Below are 16,646 nucleotides of genomic sequence, written 5' to 3'. Positions count from 1 at the left end.
CCCGCCCGGCATGGGGCACCCAGTTCAAGATATGGAGCCAGAACATGGACAATACGACCGACCGCGCCTTCATGACACGTGACGCGAGGGGCATGGGCAACGAGGCCACTTATAGCGGCGCTTTGAGCCTGTTTCGCCGCAAGTATTCGCGTGACCTGCGAGGCGTCGATATGGTGACTTGGGGCGTTCCCTACGATCTGGCGGTCACGAACCGCCCCGGCTGCCGGTTCGGGCCGCGCGCCATCCGGGCGGTGTCGTCAAACCTCGCGTGGGATGGCGGTCCATGGCCATGGGGGTTCGACCCGTTCCAGACCCTGAACATGGTCGATTATGGCGATTGCGACATCGATCCGGGATACCCGCATCAGATCCCCGAGCAGATCTTTGAGCAGGCGCGCGCGATTTTGACGTCAGGTGCGTTCCTGTTGACCATGGGCGGCGATCATTCCATCACTTATCCCCTCCTGAAGGCGCAGGCCGAACGGCACGGGCCGATCTCGCTGATCCAGATCGACGCCCATTCCGACACGTGGGAAGAACCCACCAAGCGGATCGACCACGGCACCATGTTCTATCACGCCGCCGCCGAGGGCATTCTCGCGCCCGAAGCCTCGGTTCAGGCCGGGATGCGCACCATGAATGATGACACGCATGGCTTCACGGTGCTCGATGCGAACTGGGTGCATGAAAATGGCATCGACGCCACCGTCGCTCGGATCAAGGACGTGGTGGGCGACCGCCCGACCTATCTCAGCTTCGACATCGACGCGCTTGACCCTGCTTTTGCACCGGGCACGGGCACGCCGGTCTGCGGCGGTTTGTCGACCCACCAGGCGCAGTCGCTGATCCGCAAGCTTCAGGGCGTGAACCTCGTGGGGGCCGACCTCGTCGAGGTCTCTCCCCCTTATGACCACGCCGAGATCACTGCGCTCGCGGGCGCTTCGCTCCTTCTGGACATGATCTGCCTTGTCGCCAATGACCGGATGTAGCCGCACGAGGCGCAAATGCAAACGGGGGCCCAGAGGCCCCCGTTTTTCCTTATCGGTCCTGTGATCAGTGCCCGATCAGGGCTGGCAGGATCGTCACCACCGACGGGAAGGCCCAGAGCAGCCCCAGCCCGACGACCTGGATCAACACGAACGGAATGATCCCCTGGTAGATATGGCCCGTCGTGACCTCTTTCGGTGCCACGCCGCGCAGGTAGAACAGCGCGAAGCCAAAGGGCGGTGTCAGGAACGAGGTCTGCAGGTTGACCGCGATCATGATCGTCACCCACTTCGGATCGAAGGTACCGCCATAGATCACCGGCCCGACGATCGGGATCACGATGTAGATGATCTCGAGGAAGTCGAGCACGAAGCCCAGCACGAAAAGCACCAGCATTACGATCAGGAACACCGTGAACTCGTTGTCAAACGACTTCAGGAATTGCTGGATGTAATGCTCACCGCCAAAGCTGATCACCACGAGGTTCAAGAGCTGCGAGCCGATCAGAATGGTGAAGACCATCGACGTCACCTTGGCGGTTTCTCGCACAATCGGCGTCAGCACCTTGCCCCGCATCAGCACCCAGCACCCGTAAAGGATGCCGAACATGGCAAAGAGATAGGCCCCCTTGGCCACAGCAAAGGCGATGATGTTCTCAACCGCAACATCCTGCTGGTTCATCCGCAGATCAAAGTTCACCCCGACAAGGATCATGATGATGATCGCAAAGGTCGCCCAGATGATGATCGCCCCGGATTTCTCCTGATCCTTCAGCTTGCGGTAAGCCGCCAGCATGATCGCACCACCGGCCCCAAGCGCCGCTGCCGGCGTCGGGTTGGTGATCCCACCAAGGATCGAGCCCAGCACCGCCACGATGAGCACGAGCGGCGGGAATACAACGCGCAACAGCTCGTTCTTGCCCAACAGCCCGGCCGCATAGCGACAGGCATAAAGCGTCATCGCCAGCGGGATCGCAAGATAGATCAGGGTCCAGCCCGGCGTCGTTGTCGGCGTGATCAGCAGGATATCGACCAGCAGACCCAGCACGATCCCGGCCCCACCAATCAACAGCGGCGTGGTGTTCGCACTCGGCGACACGCCCCGTGCAGTGGTCAGGATCAGACCCAGCAGCAGGAAGCCGATGGCAATGCCCGACCCGATCGGCGCCGCGGCGGCAACCTTCTCGGCAAAGACCTCTGCCCGTTCTTCCTCGGTCAGCTTGTGCGCCTGTTCAACGCCCCCCGCCTCGTCAATCGCCTGTTGCTCGGCCACAGCCGTATCCCAGGCGCTTTGACCATGCAGTTCGATCATCGATGCGGCACATTCCTCGCTCACATTGGTGCGCAGGCTTGCGGTCTGTCCGGCATCCGAGAAGCTGTCCACGACGATGTTCTGGTTGCCGATCACGTTGACCTGACCCAACAGGATCACGGCCGCGATCAGCGCCACAGGAACGCCAAGGAACCAAGTGAAGGCTTCGCCACGGGTGATCGCTTCGCCGTTCGAGGCGCCCAGTTCCACGGCAGGTGCCTTGGACGGGTTAAACAGCGCATACCCAAAGGCATAAAGCCCGTAGAGAATGGCCAGCATGATCCCCGGCAGCAGAGCCGCCTGGAACAGCGTGCCCACCGATACAACTGCCGGTTCCCCGAGATAGGTCAGCGCGTCCGAACACCCTGCCACCTGCGCACGCGTTTCCTGCGCCGCCGAGTAGAGGTCGCCCGCGAGCGTGCCCAGAAGAACGATCACGATCGACGGCGGAATGATCTGCCCCAGCGTGCCTGACGCGGCAATCACACCGGTGGCCAGCTGCGGCGAATACCCGGCGCGCAGCATGGTGGGCAGCGACAGAAGACCCATGGTCACAACTGTTGCGCCAACGATCCCGGTCGAGGCTGCAAGGAAGGCCCCCACGACAACAACCGACACCGCCAGACCACCGGGCAGCGGGCCAAAGACGCGCGCCATCGTGGTCAGAAGGTCGTTTGCGATCTTTGAGCGTTCCAGCGTGATCCCCATCAGGACGAACATCACAACCGCGAGCAGCGTTTCGATCGACTGACCGGCCAATACGCGCTCGTTCATGCGGTTCACGATGAACGACAGATTGCGGTCCATGGCCTGTTCCCAGCCACCAACGAACACCGGCTCGGCGACCCTTGGCAAATCCGGGTATCGGAATATGGATATCGTGTCCGCCTTGATCCCTTGCGATATCAGGTCGGCATACATGGCCGATCCCGTGTCAATCGCCTGGTGGATCAGGATGCCGGCACTGTCCAGTGCGGCAATGATCCCGAACGAGATGACCCCGGCGCCACCGATGGCGAACGCCACCGGGAAGCCCGACAAGATGCCTCCGAAAAGGCAGAGAAAGACGATAATCAGGCCGATCTCGACCCCATCAAGTCCAAATAGCATTGTTTCTGCCCCTTAGATTAGTGCGTGCCTTCGTAGGCTTCTTCACCTTCGCCCAGCGTGTCGCGGTCGAGGTATTTGCCTACGCTGGCTTCGCCTTCCTTGAATTCAAGGTACGAGCGATAGAAGAACGCAATGGCTTGCAGGAACACCATGCCTGCAAAGGCGACAAGCAGCACCTTGAACAGGAAATAGGCGTTGAAGCCGTTGGGTGAGAAGCCGATGGTTTCCACGTTCCATTTCAGGATACGCGCCTTTTTCATCAGCAGTTCGACCTTGTCGCTGGCTGATACCTTCGGCGTCACGAGGTGACGCCACATGAAGAACCAGCCATACATCCAGGTCAGAACCGCGGCCGGCATCATGAAGATCAGCGAGCCGAACATGTCGATCACACGCTTGGCGCGATGGCTGATCGTCGAATAGACAAGGTCCACCCGCACATGGCCGCCCTGCACGAACGTGTAGGTGGCACAGAGGCTCACGATCATGGCGTTGTAAAGCTTGAGCTCTTCGGCCCACCAGCTCACATCCGCCGTCAGGAAATCCACGTTCCAGATCAGACTGATCTCGGCGACGGTGAAGATCCGCTGCAGGAAGACGATCACGATCTGCTGGATCACCATCAACAGGCCTGCCCATGCAAAGAACCGTCCAACCGTGTTGGCAAACCCTTCCAGCACCCGCACACAGCCCCACATGAAGCTGTTGCGCCAAAGCCCGATGGCCGTGATGATCAAGAACGTGGTGAACACCACAAAGAAAAATTCGGTCGAGCCACCATAATAGACAAAGCGCATCAGCGCCTGCTTGTCCTCCGTGGTTTCAAGACCACCAATCCAGCTCAGCCACTGACCGGGATGCGTGATTGCATACCCCGTATTCACGAAGGCTTGGCCGATATTGGAAAAGAACCAGACCAGAGCGTCCAGCATTGTCCCCCATCCCCTTTTTGTCGAAAACATGGGACGACACCGCCAATCCGTCCCGTCTTTTTGCAAAAGGCCCCCCGGGTTTCGGTCCGGGGGGCCAGTTTGCTTAGCGATACAAGGCCTTAGCCCATCACACGGTCACGCTGGGCGCGGTATACGCCCTCGGACTTGACCAGCCAGCCCGACGATGCGCGCATCGAGGTTTCCACCGAGGCGCGGATCTTGGCGAACAGCTCGTCGTCCATGTAGCTGTCCATGGTTTCCTTGGCTGCGGCGCCCATTGCGTCCCAGACGCTGTCGGGGAATTCCAGGGTTTTCACGCCACCGGCCTGCAGACGCTGAAGCGCGGCACCGTTGTTGTTGAGGAACTGTGCAAGGTTCCACTGGTGCGCGGCGGCGGCTGCGGTTTCGATGATCTTCTGATGCGCCGGCGACAGCGAGTCATAGACTTCGCGGTTGGTGGCCAGCGACAGGCCCGCACCCGGCTCGTGGAAGCCAGCGGTGTAGTAGAACTTGGTGATTTCCTGGAAACCGGCTTTTTCGTCGGCCCAGGGACCAATCCACTCGGTGCCGTCAATCGCACCCGATGCCAGCGCCTGATACACTTCCGAACCCGGAAGGTTCTGCACCGACGCACCCATTTTACCCAGCGCCTGGCCACCCAGACCCGGCATGCGGAACTTCAGACCCTGGAAGTCTTCGGGGCCCGAGATTTCCTTGCTGAACCAGCCGCCTGCCTGCGCACCGGTGTTACCGGCAAGGAAGGATTTCAGGCCGAAGATTTCGCCCAGCTCGTCATGCAGCGCATGGCCTTCGCCATGGTAGTACCAGTTCACCAGTTCCTGCGCGGTCATGCCGAACGGCACGGCGGTGAAATAGGCGTAGCCGGGGTGCTGGCTGACAAAGTAATAGTCGGCAGCGTGATACATGTCGGCCTGACCTGCAGTCACGGCGTCGAACACTTCGAACGCGCCCACGAGTTCGCCAGCCGCCTTGATGTCCACGGTCAGGTCGCCGTCCGACATCGCGGTGATGGTGTCAGCCGCGTACTGCGCCGCGTCGAACACGCCCGCAAGGCCACGGCCCCACGAGGTCACCATGGTCAGGGTGCGCTTGCCCTGCGCATACGCCGGTGCTGCCAGGGTGGTGCTGGCTGCGGCTGCGGCGCCGCCAAGAGCAGAAGTTTTCAGAAAAGAACGACGATCCATTAGGTTCTTCCTCCCAGAATTGGTTCAGTCCGGGCAGTCTTTCGCTCCCCGGACGGATCGTTGAAGTAGGCCAAGCCTAGCGACGCGCCTTGAAACTTGGAATACCTAGTAATGCGTAGAATTCCGCCAACTGGGTAAAAAACTTCACCAATTTGATCCCCAAAACTGCGTAGCGCGGCATTGGCACAGCGACTTTTTTCGAATCGAGCCTATGATTCGAAGCCGAAGCAACGTAGCGAATCAACCATGCGCCGCCTTCTTTCGCAGATGCGCCTTTCTTATGGGCAAAAGCTCTTCCTGCTGGCCACCGTACCGCTGATTCTGGCGGTTGCGGCCATTTCTGTCTTGGTGGCCTCTCAGTCGCGCCAACTGGCCGAGCGCGAGATTCGCGCGCTTGAAAACCAACTCATCGAAGCCAAGAAGGCCGAGCTCAAGAACTACCTGTCGATTGCGCGGACTGCCTTTGTCAACATCTACGGCCGCGCCGCGCCCGATGATGACAGGGCCAAACTCGCCGTGACCCAGATCCTGTCCTCGATGCTTTACGGGCAGGACGGGTATTTCTTTGTGTTCGACTACGAAGGCAACAACCTCGTAAGCCCGCGCCAGACCTACCTCATTGGCAAGAACTGGCGTGGTATGACCGATCTGCACGGCACACCGATCACGGACGAGCTGATCAAGATCGCCCGCTCGGGCGGCGGCTATCACAGCTTTGACTGGACCAAACCCAGCAGCCGGGAAACCGCGCGCATGGTGACATACACGATCGGCCTTCAGGACTGGCGCTGGGTGGTGGGCACGGGGATCTTCATCGACGATGTGCTCGACACCGTCGCCATGGCCCGCGCCGAGGTCGAGGCACGGGTACAGCGCACCTCTTTCTACATTCTCGCCATCACGGTGGCCGCCCTGCTCCTCGTATTCCTGTCCGGCATGGTGATCACCGTGCGCGAACGCCGCCTCGCCGATGCCAAGCTCAAGGCACTGACCCAACGCGTGTTCGACGCCCAGGAAGAGGAACGCGGCCGCGTGGCGCGCGAATTGCATGACGGCATCAGCCAGCTTCTCGTGGGCGTGCGCTATGCGCTCGACACGGCGCGTCGCCGGTTTGCCAGCGGTGACGAGCGTGCGCCCGAGATGCTCGACAAGGGCATCGACCACCTGTCCGGCGCCATTCAGGAGGTGCGCCGCATCTCGCGCGATCTGCGCCCCGGCGTGCTCGACGATCTTGGCCTTGGTCCCGCGCTCAAGGCCCTGACCGAAGATTTCAGCGCCCGCACCGGGATCGAAACCCGGTTCGAAACCGTCGTGTTCCGAAACCGGCTGGACCAGGAAGCCAAGATCGCGCTCTATCGCATCGCCCAGGAGGCGCTGACCAATATCGAGCGCCACGCCAACGCCACCGAGGTGTCCGTGGATGTGCGCGGGCACAAACGGGGCGCCACGCTGCGCATTGCCGATAATGGACAGGGCCTGCCGCTTGATCGCAAGGGCAATGCCACCAAGGGTGGGTTGGGTCTGCGCAACATGCAGGAGCGCGTCGAACAGCTTGATGGCACGCTGCGCCTCTTCACCAGCCGCTCTGGAACCGTGATCGTGGCCGAGGTGCCCTTGACTCACATGCTCACGCCGCAGGAAGACGGCCCTGACAAACGCAGAAAGGCCAGTGCATGACCGATATCGTCCGCGTCGCCATTGTCGACGACCACCCGATGGTGGCCGAAGGCATCCAGTCGATCCTTGAAAGCTATGACGACCTGACCGTGATCGCGACCCTCGCCAATGGACGCGAGGCGCTCGACACCCTGCCCGGTCTCAAACCCGACGTCATCCTGATGGACCTGAACATGCCCGAGATCGGCGGCCTGACAGCAACCGAGATGCTTCTGGAACGCGACCCCGACCTGCGCATACTGGTGCTGTCGATGCATGACAGCCCGGAATACATCTCGACCGCTCTGAGCCATGGGGCGATGGGTTATGTGCTCAAGGATGTGCCGACCGACGAGATAAAGACCGCTATCGACGCCGTGATGCGCGGCGAGCGCTACCTGTGCACCGGCGCGCAAGGCTCGCTGGAACCGCCGGAGGGCGGTGCGCGCGAACAGCTCACCAGCCGCGAGCAGACGGTGCTTTTGCAACTGGCGCAGGGCAAGTCCAACAAGGAAGTCGCGCAGGTGCTCAATATCTCGGTGCGCACGGTGGAAACCCACCGCAAGAACATAAAGCGCAAGCTTGGGATCTCCTCGACCGCGGGGCTGACCCGCTATGCGATGGAACATGGTGTTCTGCAGGGCACCGGCGCCGATCTTTGAAGCTCTGAGGGGGGGGGCTCCCGCCCTCTTCGGGGCCTTGCGGCCCCTGCCAGAGGTTGGGCGTGGCTCAGCAGAGCTGAGCCTACTTTGAGTATTTCCGGCAAAATGAAGGAATGGTTGCGCGCGCAAGCTTAACGAAGCGGTTTCGCGTCCTGCCCCGTGCGGAATACCGACGCAATACCGACGTATTACCGACACGAAACCGATCGCAGGTATTATTTCTTTTCAGGCGTTTACCTATGATTCGGTCGCATTTGCGGCTTCGATCTCTGCCGCCTTCTTTTCGACCTGCTCAACGATGTGGTCGATCATCTCGTCATTGGAGAGTTTGTGGCTCTGTTTTCCGGCGAGATAGACCATGCCCGAACCGGCCCCGCCACCGGTAAACCCGACATCGGTCATCAGCGCCTCACCGGGGCCGTTCACCACGCAGCCGATGATCGACAGGCTCATCGGCGTGTGGATATGGGCCAGCCGGTTTTCCAGGGCTTCCACGGTCTTGATCACGTCGAACCCCTGCCGGGCACAGCTTGGGCAGGAGATGATATTCACGCCGCGATGGCGCAGGCCAAGTGACTTGAGAATTTCGAAGCCGACCTTGATCTCTTCCACCGGATCCGCACTCAGGCTGACACGCATCGTGTCGCCGATGCCCATCCACAACAGCTGCCCCAGCCCGATGGCGGATTTGATCGTGCCACTTACAAAGCCGCCGGCCTCGGTCACACCGAGGTAAATCGGCGCGTCTGTGGCCTCGGCCAGCATCTGGTAGGCGGCGGCCGTCATGAAGACGTCGCTGGCTTTCACGCTGATCTTGAACTCATGAAAATCGTTGTCCTGCAGGATCTTGATGTGTTCCAGTCCGCTTTCGACCATGGCGTCGGGACAGGGTTCACCATACTTGTCCAGCAGGTGTTTTTCCAGGGAACCGGCATTCACGCCGATCCGGATCGAACAGCCGTTATCCTTGGCCGCCCGGATCACCTCGGCCACCCGTTTCTGATCGCCGATATTGCCGGGATTGATCCGGAGGCACGCTGCGCCTGCCTCGGCGGCCTCGATCGCGCGTTTGTAGTGGAAATGGATGTCCGCCACGATCGGCACCGGGCTTTCGCGGGTGATTTCCCTGAGCGCCGCCGTCGCCGCCGCATCCGGAGTCGAGACCCGTACGATATCCGCCCCGGCCTCGGCCGCCGCCATAACCTGTGCCAGCGTGGCCTTGACGTCGCCGCTGTCGGTATTGGTCATGGTCTGCACGGCAATCGGGGCATCCCCGCCGACGGGCACATTACCCACCATGATCTGACGCGACTTGCGCCGCTCGATATTGCGCCACGGACGGATGTGGTTCATGGACATGAAAAAGCCCCTCGCCGAATTGGTTCAGGGCCTTATCTAGTCGTCATCTTGAGCGGGGGCAATGCGCCAGAGCGCCCGAAAGCCCGATCCGGCTCAATCCTGCGAAACCACTACGTTCTGCGCCGCAGCAAGCGCCACGATCCGCGCCAATTCGGGATCATCGTCCAGATTGGCAACGGTGTAGGCTTCCTTGAGCGCTCCGGTATCCAGAGCCAGGTCACGCACCGTGTTGGTGCCGCTTCCGGCAGGGCCGAACAACTCGCCATTCAGCTTGAAATAGACCGATCCCGACATGCCCGCACGCAAGGTCGGCGGCTCCTCGGTGGTGGGAAGAACATACTCCTCTCCCGCATCGAGGATTTTCTCGAAAATCACAGTGCCATCCGCGGCACGCACCCGCACCCAAGCCGGGCGCACGGCCATCAGAACGATTTCGGGGGCGTCATCCGCGACCACCTTGGGCGCGACAGGTGTTTGCGCAGGCGGCTGGATCGCCGCCAATGTCGGAGCCGTGGGCGTAAAGACGCCATTGGCGTTCGGATCAAGCTGCGAGATCGGTGCATCGCGCGCCACCAGAACGGGCACATCCAGCGCCTGTGGGCGATAAAGCCGGTCAAGGGCATCGCTGGGCGGAGCAAACACGCCCGCCGAAGCCACGATATCCTCAAATTCCTCAGATGCCGCGCCTTCCTGTGCGGCCGTGACCGGATCAAGATCCGAGAGCACGACCGGCTTCTGCTCCACCGGGGCGAGCGTGACCCGCTGAATTTCATTCAGCACGCTCCAGCCGCCATAGCCGATCGCAGCAATCAGCGCGACCAGCACCAGCGACGACCCAATGGCACGTGGTTCGATCCGTGACAGGATGGATTCCTGTACCGGTGTGAACGCCATGTTGGAAGACGAAAAGGGATCCTGTCCCGCCGGCTTGGCGATGGCCTCCGGCTTGCGGACGCTCGACGCTTCGGCAGACATGCCATGCGCGGTCGAAAAGCCGCTTTCCTCGCAGAATGTGGCGAATGCCTCGTCCGGGTTCATGCCCAGATAACGCGCGTAAGAGCGGACGTAACCGGCAATGAAGCCGGGGGTTTCAAACGCGCTTGGATCGGAATTCTCGATCGCTGCGATATAGGAGGCCCGGATGCGCAACTCGCGCTGAACGTCCAAAAGGGACTTGCCCATCGTCGCCCGTTCGCCCCGCATCGTGTCACCAAGACGCAGGTCGAAATCGTCAAAGCCCTTGGGCCTTTCCTCTACTGCTTCGGTCTTACGCTGTCCCTTGCGCCCGATCATGCCATACGCCCCATGTTCACGCCGACCCGCTACCGTCCCACGATTCGGATCGGTCCCTTTGTTAGTGGCATCCTAGCACAAGGCAACGCTTTTTGCACCCGGGGCGCGGTTCACCCCGCCAGTTCGGCACGATTCAGCGCACAGTGGCTCCAAAGCTTATCCATGGCCGCGACCAGACGGTCCATCTCCTCGGGCCCGTGCACCGGCGACGGCGTAAAGCGCAGACGCTCGGTGCCGCGCGGCACGGTCGGGAAGTTGATCGGCTGTACGTAAATACCGAATTGTTCCAGCAACATATCGCTCAGCGCCTTGGTGTGCACCGGGTCGCCAACGATCACCGGAACGATGTGGCTGCCGTGATCAATGATCGGCAGGCCCAACCCCTTGAGCCGCAGTTTGAGCACCTTGGCCTGTTCCTGATGACGGTCACGGCGCGCCTGATCTGTCTTGAGATGAGCCACCGATGCGGCCGCCCCTGCTGCCACAGCCGGCGGCAGCGAGGTGGTGAAGATAAAGCCCGGCGCATAGGAGCGCACGGCATCGCACATCTTGGCTGAGGCGGCGATATAGCCTCCCATCACGCCATAGGCCTTGGCCAGCGTGCCGTTGATGATGTCGATCCGGTGCGCAAGGCGATCCCGTTCGGTCACACCACCGCCGCGCGGCCCATACATGCCAACCGCATGCACTTCGTCGATATAGGTCAGCGCGCCAAATTCGTCGGCAACGTCGCAAATTTCTTCGATCGGGCCGAAATCGCCATCCATCGAATACACCGATTCAAAGGCGATCAGCTTGGGGGCCTTCGGATCGTCCGCAGCGATCAGCTCGCGCAGATGGGCCACGTCATTGTGGCGGAAGATGCGCTTGGCACCACCGTTGCGGCGCACGCCTTCGATCATCGACGCATGGTTCAACTCGTCAGAATAGATGATCAGGCCGGGGAACAGCTTGGGCAGCGTCGACAATGTCGCATCATTGGCAATGTAGGCGCTCGTGAAAAGCAGCGCAGCTTCCTTGCCGTGCAGATCGGCCAGTTCGGCCTCAAGACGCTTGTGATAGGCCGTGGTGCCCGAGATATTGCGCGTACCGCCCGATCCGGCGCCGGTGGCATCAATGGCTTCGTGCATGGCATTCATCACAACCGGATGCTGCCCCATGCCCAGATAATCATTGCCACACCACACCGTCACTGGCGCAGTGGTGCCGTCGGGCTTGTTCCAGACCGCGTGCGGGAAATTCCCCCGTTCCCGTTCGATGTCGATGAAGGTCCGGTAACGTCCTTCGTCATGCAGTCGCTGGATGGCAACATCTAGCTGAGCAGTATAGTCCACGCGGTTTCCTCCACTTCAAACTGCAGGCCCGGAGGATGCGCGTTTCCGGCCTGCACTTATTCACGTTCGTGAATACATATATCGTACGCACCTTTGAGACAACAGGTAACAAATTGTCCCTGCGCCTCACATTGACTCATGTCAAGGGATTCAGGCCCAGTTTTGCCCCCTCTGGACACCAACCAAGCCAATGCTAGGGTCTGACCAAACGTCAAAGCAGGAGACCCCATGTCGCTTGATTCCGTACTCGCCCGTATCGACCAGGAAATGCCACAGGCGTTGGACCGTCTGATGGAACTCCTACGCATTCCCTCAATCTCCACCGATCCCGCCTTCAAGGCCGATTGCCAGAACGCCGCCGATTGGCTCGTGGCCGATCTGCAAAGCCTTGGCGTGGATGCCTCCAAACGGGAAACCCCGGGGCACCCGATGGTCGTCGGCCATGTCGACGGAGACGGCCCACACCTCTTGTTTTATGGGCATTATGACGTGCAACCAGTGGATCCGCTGGAGCTTTGGGATCGTGATCCGTTTGATCCCGCACTTGAGGACACCCCCACCGGAAAAGTGATCCGGGGCCGCGGATCGTCGGACGACAAGGGGCAGTTGATGACCTTTGTCGAAGCCTGCCGCGCATGGAAAGCCGTACATGGCACCCTGCCCTGCAAGATCACCTTCTTCTTCGAAGGCGAAGAGGAATCCGGATCGCCTTCGCTGATTCCCTTCCTCGAAGAGCACAAGGATGAGCTTTCCGCCGATATCGCACTCGTCTGTGACACCTCCATGGTTTCACGCGGCGTGCCCTCCATCGCCTCGCAACTGCGCGGAATGCTCAAGGATGAATTCACCCTGACCGGCCCCCGAATCGACCTGCATTCCGGCCATTACGGCGGTCCCGGCCTCAACCCGCTCCGCGAACTGGCCCGTATCGTGGACAGCTTTTATGACGCCGAAACAGGCCGCGTCGCGGTCGAGGGTTTCTACGAAGGCGTACACGAAGTGCCCGACGAACAACTGCGCCAATGGCAAAATTGCGGCTTTGACGAAGGCGACTACCTCGGCACCGTGGGGTACAGCCAAGCCCACGGCGAAAAGGCCTATTCCACCCTCGAGCAGCAGTGGGCCCGCCCCACGCTCGAAGTCAACGGCCTTTGGGGCGGCTATAACGGCGTTGGCTCCAAAACCGTGATTCCCTCCAAGGCCCATTGCAAGATCACCTGCCGCCTCGTGGGAGACATGGATCCCGATGCCCTTCGCGACAAGATCCGGAAACACGTACAAGACCGGCTGGCACCTGATCTCAGCGTCGAGTGGGACAATGATCTCGAGGGTTCCCGTGCCTCGGTCATGAACATCGCGCGCCCCGAATTCGAATCCGCCCGCCAGGCCTTGTCGGATGAATGGAACCGCGAGGCGGTCTTTACCGGCATGGGCGGCTCGATCCCGGTTGTCGGCTTTTTCAAGTCGATCCTCGAACTGGATGCGATGCTGGTCGGCTATGCCAACGAAGACGATCAGATCCACTCACCCAACGAAAAATACGACCTTGAGAGCTTCCACAAGGGGATTCGCAGCTGGGCGCGCATCCTTGACGCCCTGACCTGAAAACCTTTCCCAAGGAGGGACACTGTACATGTTTGAAGACGTTTCCCTCCAATTCGCCCAGGTCAACGAACAGAGCATCGCCTATCGCAGGATGGGCGATGGCCCGCCTGTGCTCTTGCTGCACGGTTATCCGCAAACTCACGCGCTCTGGGCTCAGATCGCACCGCTTCTGGCGAACCGCTTCACAATTGTGATGGCGGACCTGCGCGGCTATGGGGACAGTTCCAAACCCGAAGACTTCAACACCTACACCTTCCGTCACATCGGTGCCGACCAACTGGCGCTGATGGCCCATCTTGGGTTTGAGCGTTTCCACCTCGTTGGTCACGACCGGGGCGCGCGCACTGCACATCGCATGGCGCTGGACGCACCCGAGCGGATCGAAACCCTGACCCTGATGGACATTGTCCCCACGCACCATCTGCTCGCCGACCTGCGGCGCGACGTGGCCCGGGCCTACTACCACTGGTTCTTTCTGGCCCAACCCGGGCCGTTTCCCGAAAACCTGATCCTGTCGAACCCGGATCGCTATTACGAAACCTGCCTGACCGGATGGGGCCATGCGGCGCTGTCTGACTTTGATGCGGATCAGCTTGCCGCCTACCGCGCGGCGTGGCGCGATCCGGACACGACCCGGGCCATGTGCGATGACTACCGCGCAACACTGGATCTGGATTTCGAACTGGATGCAGCGGATCTGGACCGGCAGGTGTCCTGCCCGGCCCTTGTCCTCTGGGGCGCCGATGGCGCAATGGGCAAGATGTACGACGTGGCCGCCACCTGGTTCCCGCGCCTTGCCAACATGACAGCGCGGTCTGTTCCCGGCGGGCATTTCTTCCTGGATCAATACCCCTTAGAAACGGCCGATGCGCTGCTCAGCTTCCTGCCCGGACCTGCCGCAGGCCCTTGAGCGCCACCAGCGCAACCGGGGCGCCGTGCATCAACAGATCAAACCAGTCGATCGGCCTCACCAGCGTCCCTGAAACAAGCATTTTGAGTTTTTCCCAGAGATGCGGCTCGGGCGAAAACGGCGCCAGCCCGAGAATCACGGCCACCAGCAGCAACGTTGTCCATGAAATCCTGTCGAGAAACGCCATTTCCTTACCTTGTCTATTGAACTGAGGGAGAAAAGTGGCGCGGTTGACGGGGCTCGAACCCGCGACCCCCGGCGTGACAGGCCGGTACTCTAACCAACTGAGCTACAACCGCGCATTTTCGTCTTTCGACATGATCCGTTTCCGAGAGGTTTCTCCCATCTGGAACCCCGGATCGGGGCTGGCAGCGGTGGCGCGGTTGACGGGGCTCGAACCCGCGACCCCCGGCGTGACAGGCCGGTACTCTAACCAACTGAGCTACAACCGCTCACTGCCCGCTTCCGGACGGTGCCCGTCAGCGTGAGCCGTGGTTTATGCCGCTCATCGGGGTACGTCAAGCGGATATGCCGCCCAAAAAGCAAGAAAATTTGCAGCAGAGACACACCGACCCGCCGGCCATTTCGAACGGGCTTTGTTTCCTCCCGAATTTGTGTTCATATACCCTCATCAACTTTTTGATACCTGGAAAGGACAATGCCGATATGAAACCTCTTTACGCCGCCCTTTGCATCGCTGGCATCACTCTCGCAGCTTGTGGCCAGCAGGAAGAACCGACCCCGGTTTACATGCAGCCCAACTTTGACAAACGCGGCAACGCAAGCTGTGACATGGGTTACACTCTGATCACCACCGAATCCGGCTCGGTTGCCTGTGCACCGGCCAGCTGATCTTTAGACCATCTCAAGATCACGCGTTTGAAACGGGCGGGAATCATCCTGCCCGTTTTCTTTTGGGACGGTGCAACTGGCCTGTTCGCGCAAGGCAAAAGCAATTCACCCCACGGGCGCACGTGTTCACGTCGCTCCGGGCGTTAGAATTGCATAGGCGGGAAATGGTGGGTCGTGAGAGGCTCGAACTCCCGACATCTTCGGTGTAAACGAAGCGCTCTACCAACTGAGCTAACGACCCGGTGACGGTGGATTTAGCGATTGTTCTGCGGGCTTGCAACCGCTTTTTTTCCGTATTGCACACCCTTTTTCTACGCTATTATGCCAACGATCCAAAAAGCCTTTCCTGTACAGGTGCCGACTTGCCAGATGCCATTGTCCCAAAGGGAGTCGCCCACGTCCCGCTTCCCCCCGTTGCCGCTGCAGAACCGATCGTTTTTGCCCTGTTGCCGAACCTGTCGATGCTCGCCTTTACCTCGGCCGTGGAAACCCTGCGCATTGCCAATCAGCTGACCGGACAAAGCCTCTACAGCTGGACGACAGTGTCCGAAACCGGTGAAAACGTGCGCTGTTCGAACGGGATCGAAATCGGCATTGACGCTCCCATCGGCGACACCCCCTCAAACGCCCGCATCTTCGTGTGTTCCGGCGTACAGCCCGAGCGCTCGATAAGCCCGCGCACCTCAGACTGGATTCGCCGCCAATGGCGTTTGGGGCGCACTGTTGGCGGTCTCTGCACTGGGGCCTATACGCTTGCGCGCGCCGGGATTCTCGCGGGGCGTACCTTTACCCTTCACTGGGAAAACATCGCACCTTTTCGCGAGCATTTTCCCGGTCTGGACCCGGTTGAACAGCTCTACGCCATCGATGATCGCATTCTCACCTGTGGGGGCGGCGCTGCGGCGACGGACCTTTTCATCAAGCTGATCTATGAACGTCACGGCACCGATCTGGCCCGCGCGGTGCTCAACATGTGTCTGCACTCTGTACAGCGTCTGGAAACCGACCGGCAGCAGGCGTCCACCTCGGCAAGCCTTGGCACCCGCAACGAGAAACTCCTCGCGATCATCGCCCATTTCGAAGAGAACCTTGATGGCGAGATCGACCTTGGCGCCCTCACCCGCGACCTTGGTGTCTCGCGCCGCCAGATCGAACGGTTGTTTCGCACGCATCTCAATACGACCCCGAAACGTTATCTTCAGGATCTGCGCCTTCACCGTGCCCGGATCCTTCTTGCAGAAACCGATATGCCCGTGGTCGAAGTGGCCATTGCCTGTGGCTACGAAACCGCCGGAAACTTCTCTAAACGCTTCCGCGAAGCCTTTGGCATGTCGCCCTACAAGTTTTCGACCGGAAAAGGGTAGTCCGATCCTGCCCGACAGGGTCTTCTCCGGCACCTGAACGACGCGCCTGTTATCGAAGGAAAAGGG

14 protein-coding genes and 3 tRNA genes are annotated in these 16,646 nt (G+C 60.5%); 7 read left to right on the top strand and 10 right to left on the bottom strand.

Annotated elements, in window-relative coordinates:
* The first annotated feature begins 44 nt into the window (after window positions 1–44).
* Window positions 45–989 carry an agmatinase gene (gene speB / locus ACS3QZ_RS02505; RefSeq protein ID WP_456036417.1) on the top strand — a complete coding sequence of 315 codons (945 nt, stop codon included), beginning with the start codon at window positions 45–47 and terminating at the stop codon, window positions 987–989.
* 64 nt (window positions 990–1,053) lie between these two features.
* Here speB and ACS3QZ_RS02500 read toward each other — a convergent pair whose 3' ends face one another.
* From ACS3QZ_RS02500 to ACS3QZ_RS02490, 3 genes are all read right to left on the bottom strand, one after another.
* Window positions 1,054–3,408, bottom strand: coding sequence for a TRAP transporter large permease (locus ACS3QZ_RS02500; RefSeq protein ID WP_456036416.1), 2,355 nt, complete (start codon window positions 3,406–3,408; stop codon window positions 1,054–1,056).
* Between the two features lie 17 nt (window positions 3,409–3,425).
* Window positions 3,426–4,340 carry a TRAP transporter small permease subunit gene (locus ACS3QZ_RS02495; RefSeq protein WP_456036415.1) on the bottom strand — a complete coding sequence of 305 codons (915 nt, stop codon included), beginning with the start codon at window positions 4,338–4,340 and terminating at the stop codon, window positions 3,426–3,428.
* Between the two features lie 119 nt (window positions 4,341–4,459).
* The gene (locus tag ACS3QZ_RS02490; RefSeq protein ID WP_456036414.1) at window positions 4,460–5,545 is read right to left on the bottom strand and encodes a TRAP transporter substrate-binding protein; all 1,086 of its coding nucleotides are present in this window, start codon (window positions 5,543–5,545) and stop codon (window positions 4,460–4,462) included.
* Between the two features lie 246 nt (window positions 5,546–5,791).
* Between ACS3QZ_RS02490 and ACS3QZ_RS02485 the strand changes: the two genes are divergently transcribed.
* Window positions 5,792–7,222, top strand: coding sequence for a cache domain-containing protein (locus ACS3QZ_RS02485; RefSeq protein ID WP_456036413.1), 1,431 nt, complete (start codon window positions 5,792–5,794; stop codon window positions 7,220–7,222).
* Window positions 7,219–7,863, top strand: coding sequence for a response regulator transcription factor (locus ACS3QZ_RS02480; protein ID WP_456036412.1), 645 nt, complete (start codon window positions 7,219–7,221; stop codon window positions 7,861–7,863). Before ACS3QZ_RS02485 ends, ACS3QZ_RS02480 begins: the two co-directional genes overlap by 4 nt.
* A 237-nt stretch (window positions 7,864–8,100) precedes the next feature.
* On the opposite strand, the gene ispG is transcribed toward ACS3QZ_RS02480, so the two are convergent.
* From ispG to hemA, 3 genes are all read right to left on the bottom strand, one after another.
* Window positions 8,101–9,222 (bottom strand): flavodoxin-dependent (E)-4-hydroxy-3-methylbut-2-enyl-diphosphate synthase, encoded by a 1,122-nt coding sequence (gene ispG / locus ACS3QZ_RS02475; protein WP_456036411.1) that lies wholly within the window; start codon window positions 9,220–9,222, stop codon window positions 8,101–8,103.
* A 93-nt stretch (window positions 9,223–9,315) separates the two neighbouring features.
* Window positions 9,316–10,515, bottom strand: coding sequence for a helix-turn-helix domain-containing protein (locus ACS3QZ_RS02470; RefSeq protein WP_456036410.1), 1,200 nt, complete (start codon window positions 10,513–10,515; stop codon window positions 9,316–9,318).
* A 110-nt stretch (window positions 10,516–10,625) separates the two neighbouring features.
* The gene (hemA, locus tag ACS3QZ_RS02465) at window positions 10,626–11,849 is read right to left on the bottom strand and encodes a 5-aminolevulinate synthase (protein WP_456036409.1); all 1,224 of its coding nucleotides are present in this window, start codon (window positions 11,847–11,849) and stop codon (window positions 10,626–10,628) included.
* Between the two features lie 228 nt (window positions 11,850–12,077).
* Between hemA and ACS3QZ_RS02460 the strand changes: the two genes are divergently transcribed.
* Both ACS3QZ_RS02460 and ACS3QZ_RS02455 read left to right on the top strand, forming a co-directional pair.
* Window positions 12,078–13,454 (top strand): dipeptidase, encoded by a 1,377-nt coding sequence (locus ACS3QZ_RS02460; RefSeq protein WP_456036408.1) that lies wholly within the window; start codon window positions 12,078–12,080, stop codon window positions 13,452–13,454.
* A 28-nt stretch (window positions 13,455–13,482) separates the two neighbouring features.
* Complete coding sequence (locus ACS3QZ_RS02455) at window positions 13,483–14,364, top strand: alpha/beta fold hydrolase (protein ID WP_456036407.1); 882 nt, start codon at window positions 13,483–13,485, stop codon at window positions 14,362–14,364.
* On the opposite strand, the gene ACS3QZ_RS02450 is transcribed toward ACS3QZ_RS02455, so the two are convergent.
* From ACS3QZ_RS02450 to ACS3QZ_RS02440, 3 genes are all read right to left on the bottom strand, one after another.
* A complete protein-coding gene (locus ACS3QZ_RS02450; RefSeq protein ID WP_456036406.1) occupies window positions 14,330–14,551 on the bottom strand; it encodes an RND transporter in 222 nt (73 codons plus the stop codon). The two genes, ACS3QZ_RS02455 and ACS3QZ_RS02450, sit on opposite strands and share 35 nt — an antisense overlap.
* A 35-nt stretch (window positions 14,552–14,586) precedes the next feature.
* Window positions 14,587–14,663, bottom strand: a tRNA-Asp gene (locus ACS3QZ_RS02445).
* A gap of 76 nt (window positions 14,664–14,739) precedes the next feature.
* Window positions 14,740–14,816: transfer RNA gene (locus tag ACS3QZ_RS02440), tRNA-Asp, on the bottom strand.
* A 214-nt stretch (window positions 14,817–15,030) separates the two neighbouring features.
* On the opposite strand from ACS3QZ_RS02440, the gene ACS3QZ_RS02435 reads away from it, so the two are divergent.
* Complete coding sequence (locus tag ACS3QZ_RS02435) at window positions 15,031–15,216, top strand: hypothetical protein (protein WP_093093300.1); 186 nt, start codon at window positions 15,031–15,033, stop codon at window positions 15,214–15,216.
* A 165-nt stretch (window positions 15,217–15,381) separates the two neighbouring features.
* Here the strand turns inward: ACS3QZ_RS02435 and ACS3QZ_RS02430 are convergent.
* Window positions 15,382–15,457, bottom strand: a tRNA-Val gene (locus ACS3QZ_RS02430).
* Between the two features lie 121 nt (window positions 15,458–15,578).
* Between ACS3QZ_RS02430 and ACS3QZ_RS02425 the strand changes: the two genes are divergently transcribed.
* Window positions 15,579–16,580 (top strand): GlxA family transcriptional regulator, encoded by a 1,002-nt coding sequence (locus ACS3QZ_RS02425; RefSeq protein ID WP_456036405.1) that lies wholly within the window; start codon window positions 15,579–15,581, stop codon window positions 16,578–16,580.
* Window positions 16,581–16,646: the final 66 nt, after the last annotated feature.

It is taken from the genome of Shimia sp. W99 (assembly GCF_053851455.3).
Note: the sequence above shows the minus strand (reverse complement) of the source record. Positions and strands in the feature narration are given on the sequence as shown.

What these genes read in the sequence shown, in the direction of transcription:
- speB (WP_456036417.1), top strand. Translation starts at nt 45, where the DNA reads ATGGACAATACGACCGACCGCGCCTTCATGACACGTGACGCGAGGGGC.
- ACS3QZ_RS02480 (WP_456036412.1), top strand. Translation starts at nt 7,219, where the DNA reads ATGACCGATATCGTCCGCGTCGCCATTGTCGACGACCACCCGATGGTG.
- ACS3QZ_RS02470 (WP_456036410.1), bottom strand. Translation starts at nt 10,515, where the DNA reads ATGATCGGGCGCAAGGGACAGCGTAAGACCGAAGCAGTAGAGGAAAGG.
- ACS3QZ_RS02450 (WP_456036406.1), bottom strand. Translation starts at nt 14,551, where the DNA reads ATGGCGTTTCTCGACAGGATTTCATGGACAACGTTGCTGCTGGTGGCC.
- ACS3QZ_RS02500 (WP_456036416.1), bottom strand. Translation starts at nt 3,408, where the DNA reads ATGCTATTTGGACTTGATGGGGTCGAGATCGGCCTGATTATCGTCTTT.
- ACS3QZ_RS02490 (WP_456036414.1), bottom strand. Translation starts at nt 5,545, where the DNA reads ATGGATCGTCGTTCTTTTCTGAAAACTTCTGCTCTTGGCGGCGCCGCA.
- ACS3QZ_RS02455 (WP_456036407.1), top strand. Translation starts at nt 13,483, where the DNA reads ATGTTTGAAGACGTTTCCCTCCAATTCGCCCAGGTCAACGAACAGAGC.
- ACS3QZ_RS02495 (WP_456036415.1), bottom strand. Translation starts at nt 4,340, where the DNA reads ATGCTGGACGCTCTGGTCTGGTTCTTTTCCAATATCGGCCAAGCCTTC.
- ispG (WP_456036411.1), bottom strand. Translation starts at nt 9,222, where the DNA reads ATGTCCATGAACCACATCCGTCCGTGGCGCAATATCGAGCGGCGCAAG.
- ACS3QZ_RS02485 (WP_456036413.1), top strand. Translation starts at nt 5,792, where the DNA reads ATGCGCCGCCTTCTTTCGCAGATGCGCCTTTCTTATGGGCAAAAGCTC.
- ACS3QZ_RS02435 (WP_093093300.1), top strand. Translation starts at nt 15,031, where the DNA reads ATGAAACCTCTTTACGCCGCCCTTTGCATCGCTGGCATCACTCTCGCA.
- ACS3QZ_RS02460 (WP_456036408.1), top strand. Translation starts at nt 12,078, where the DNA reads ATGTCGCTTGATTCCGTACTCGCCCGTATCGACCAGGAAATGCCACAG.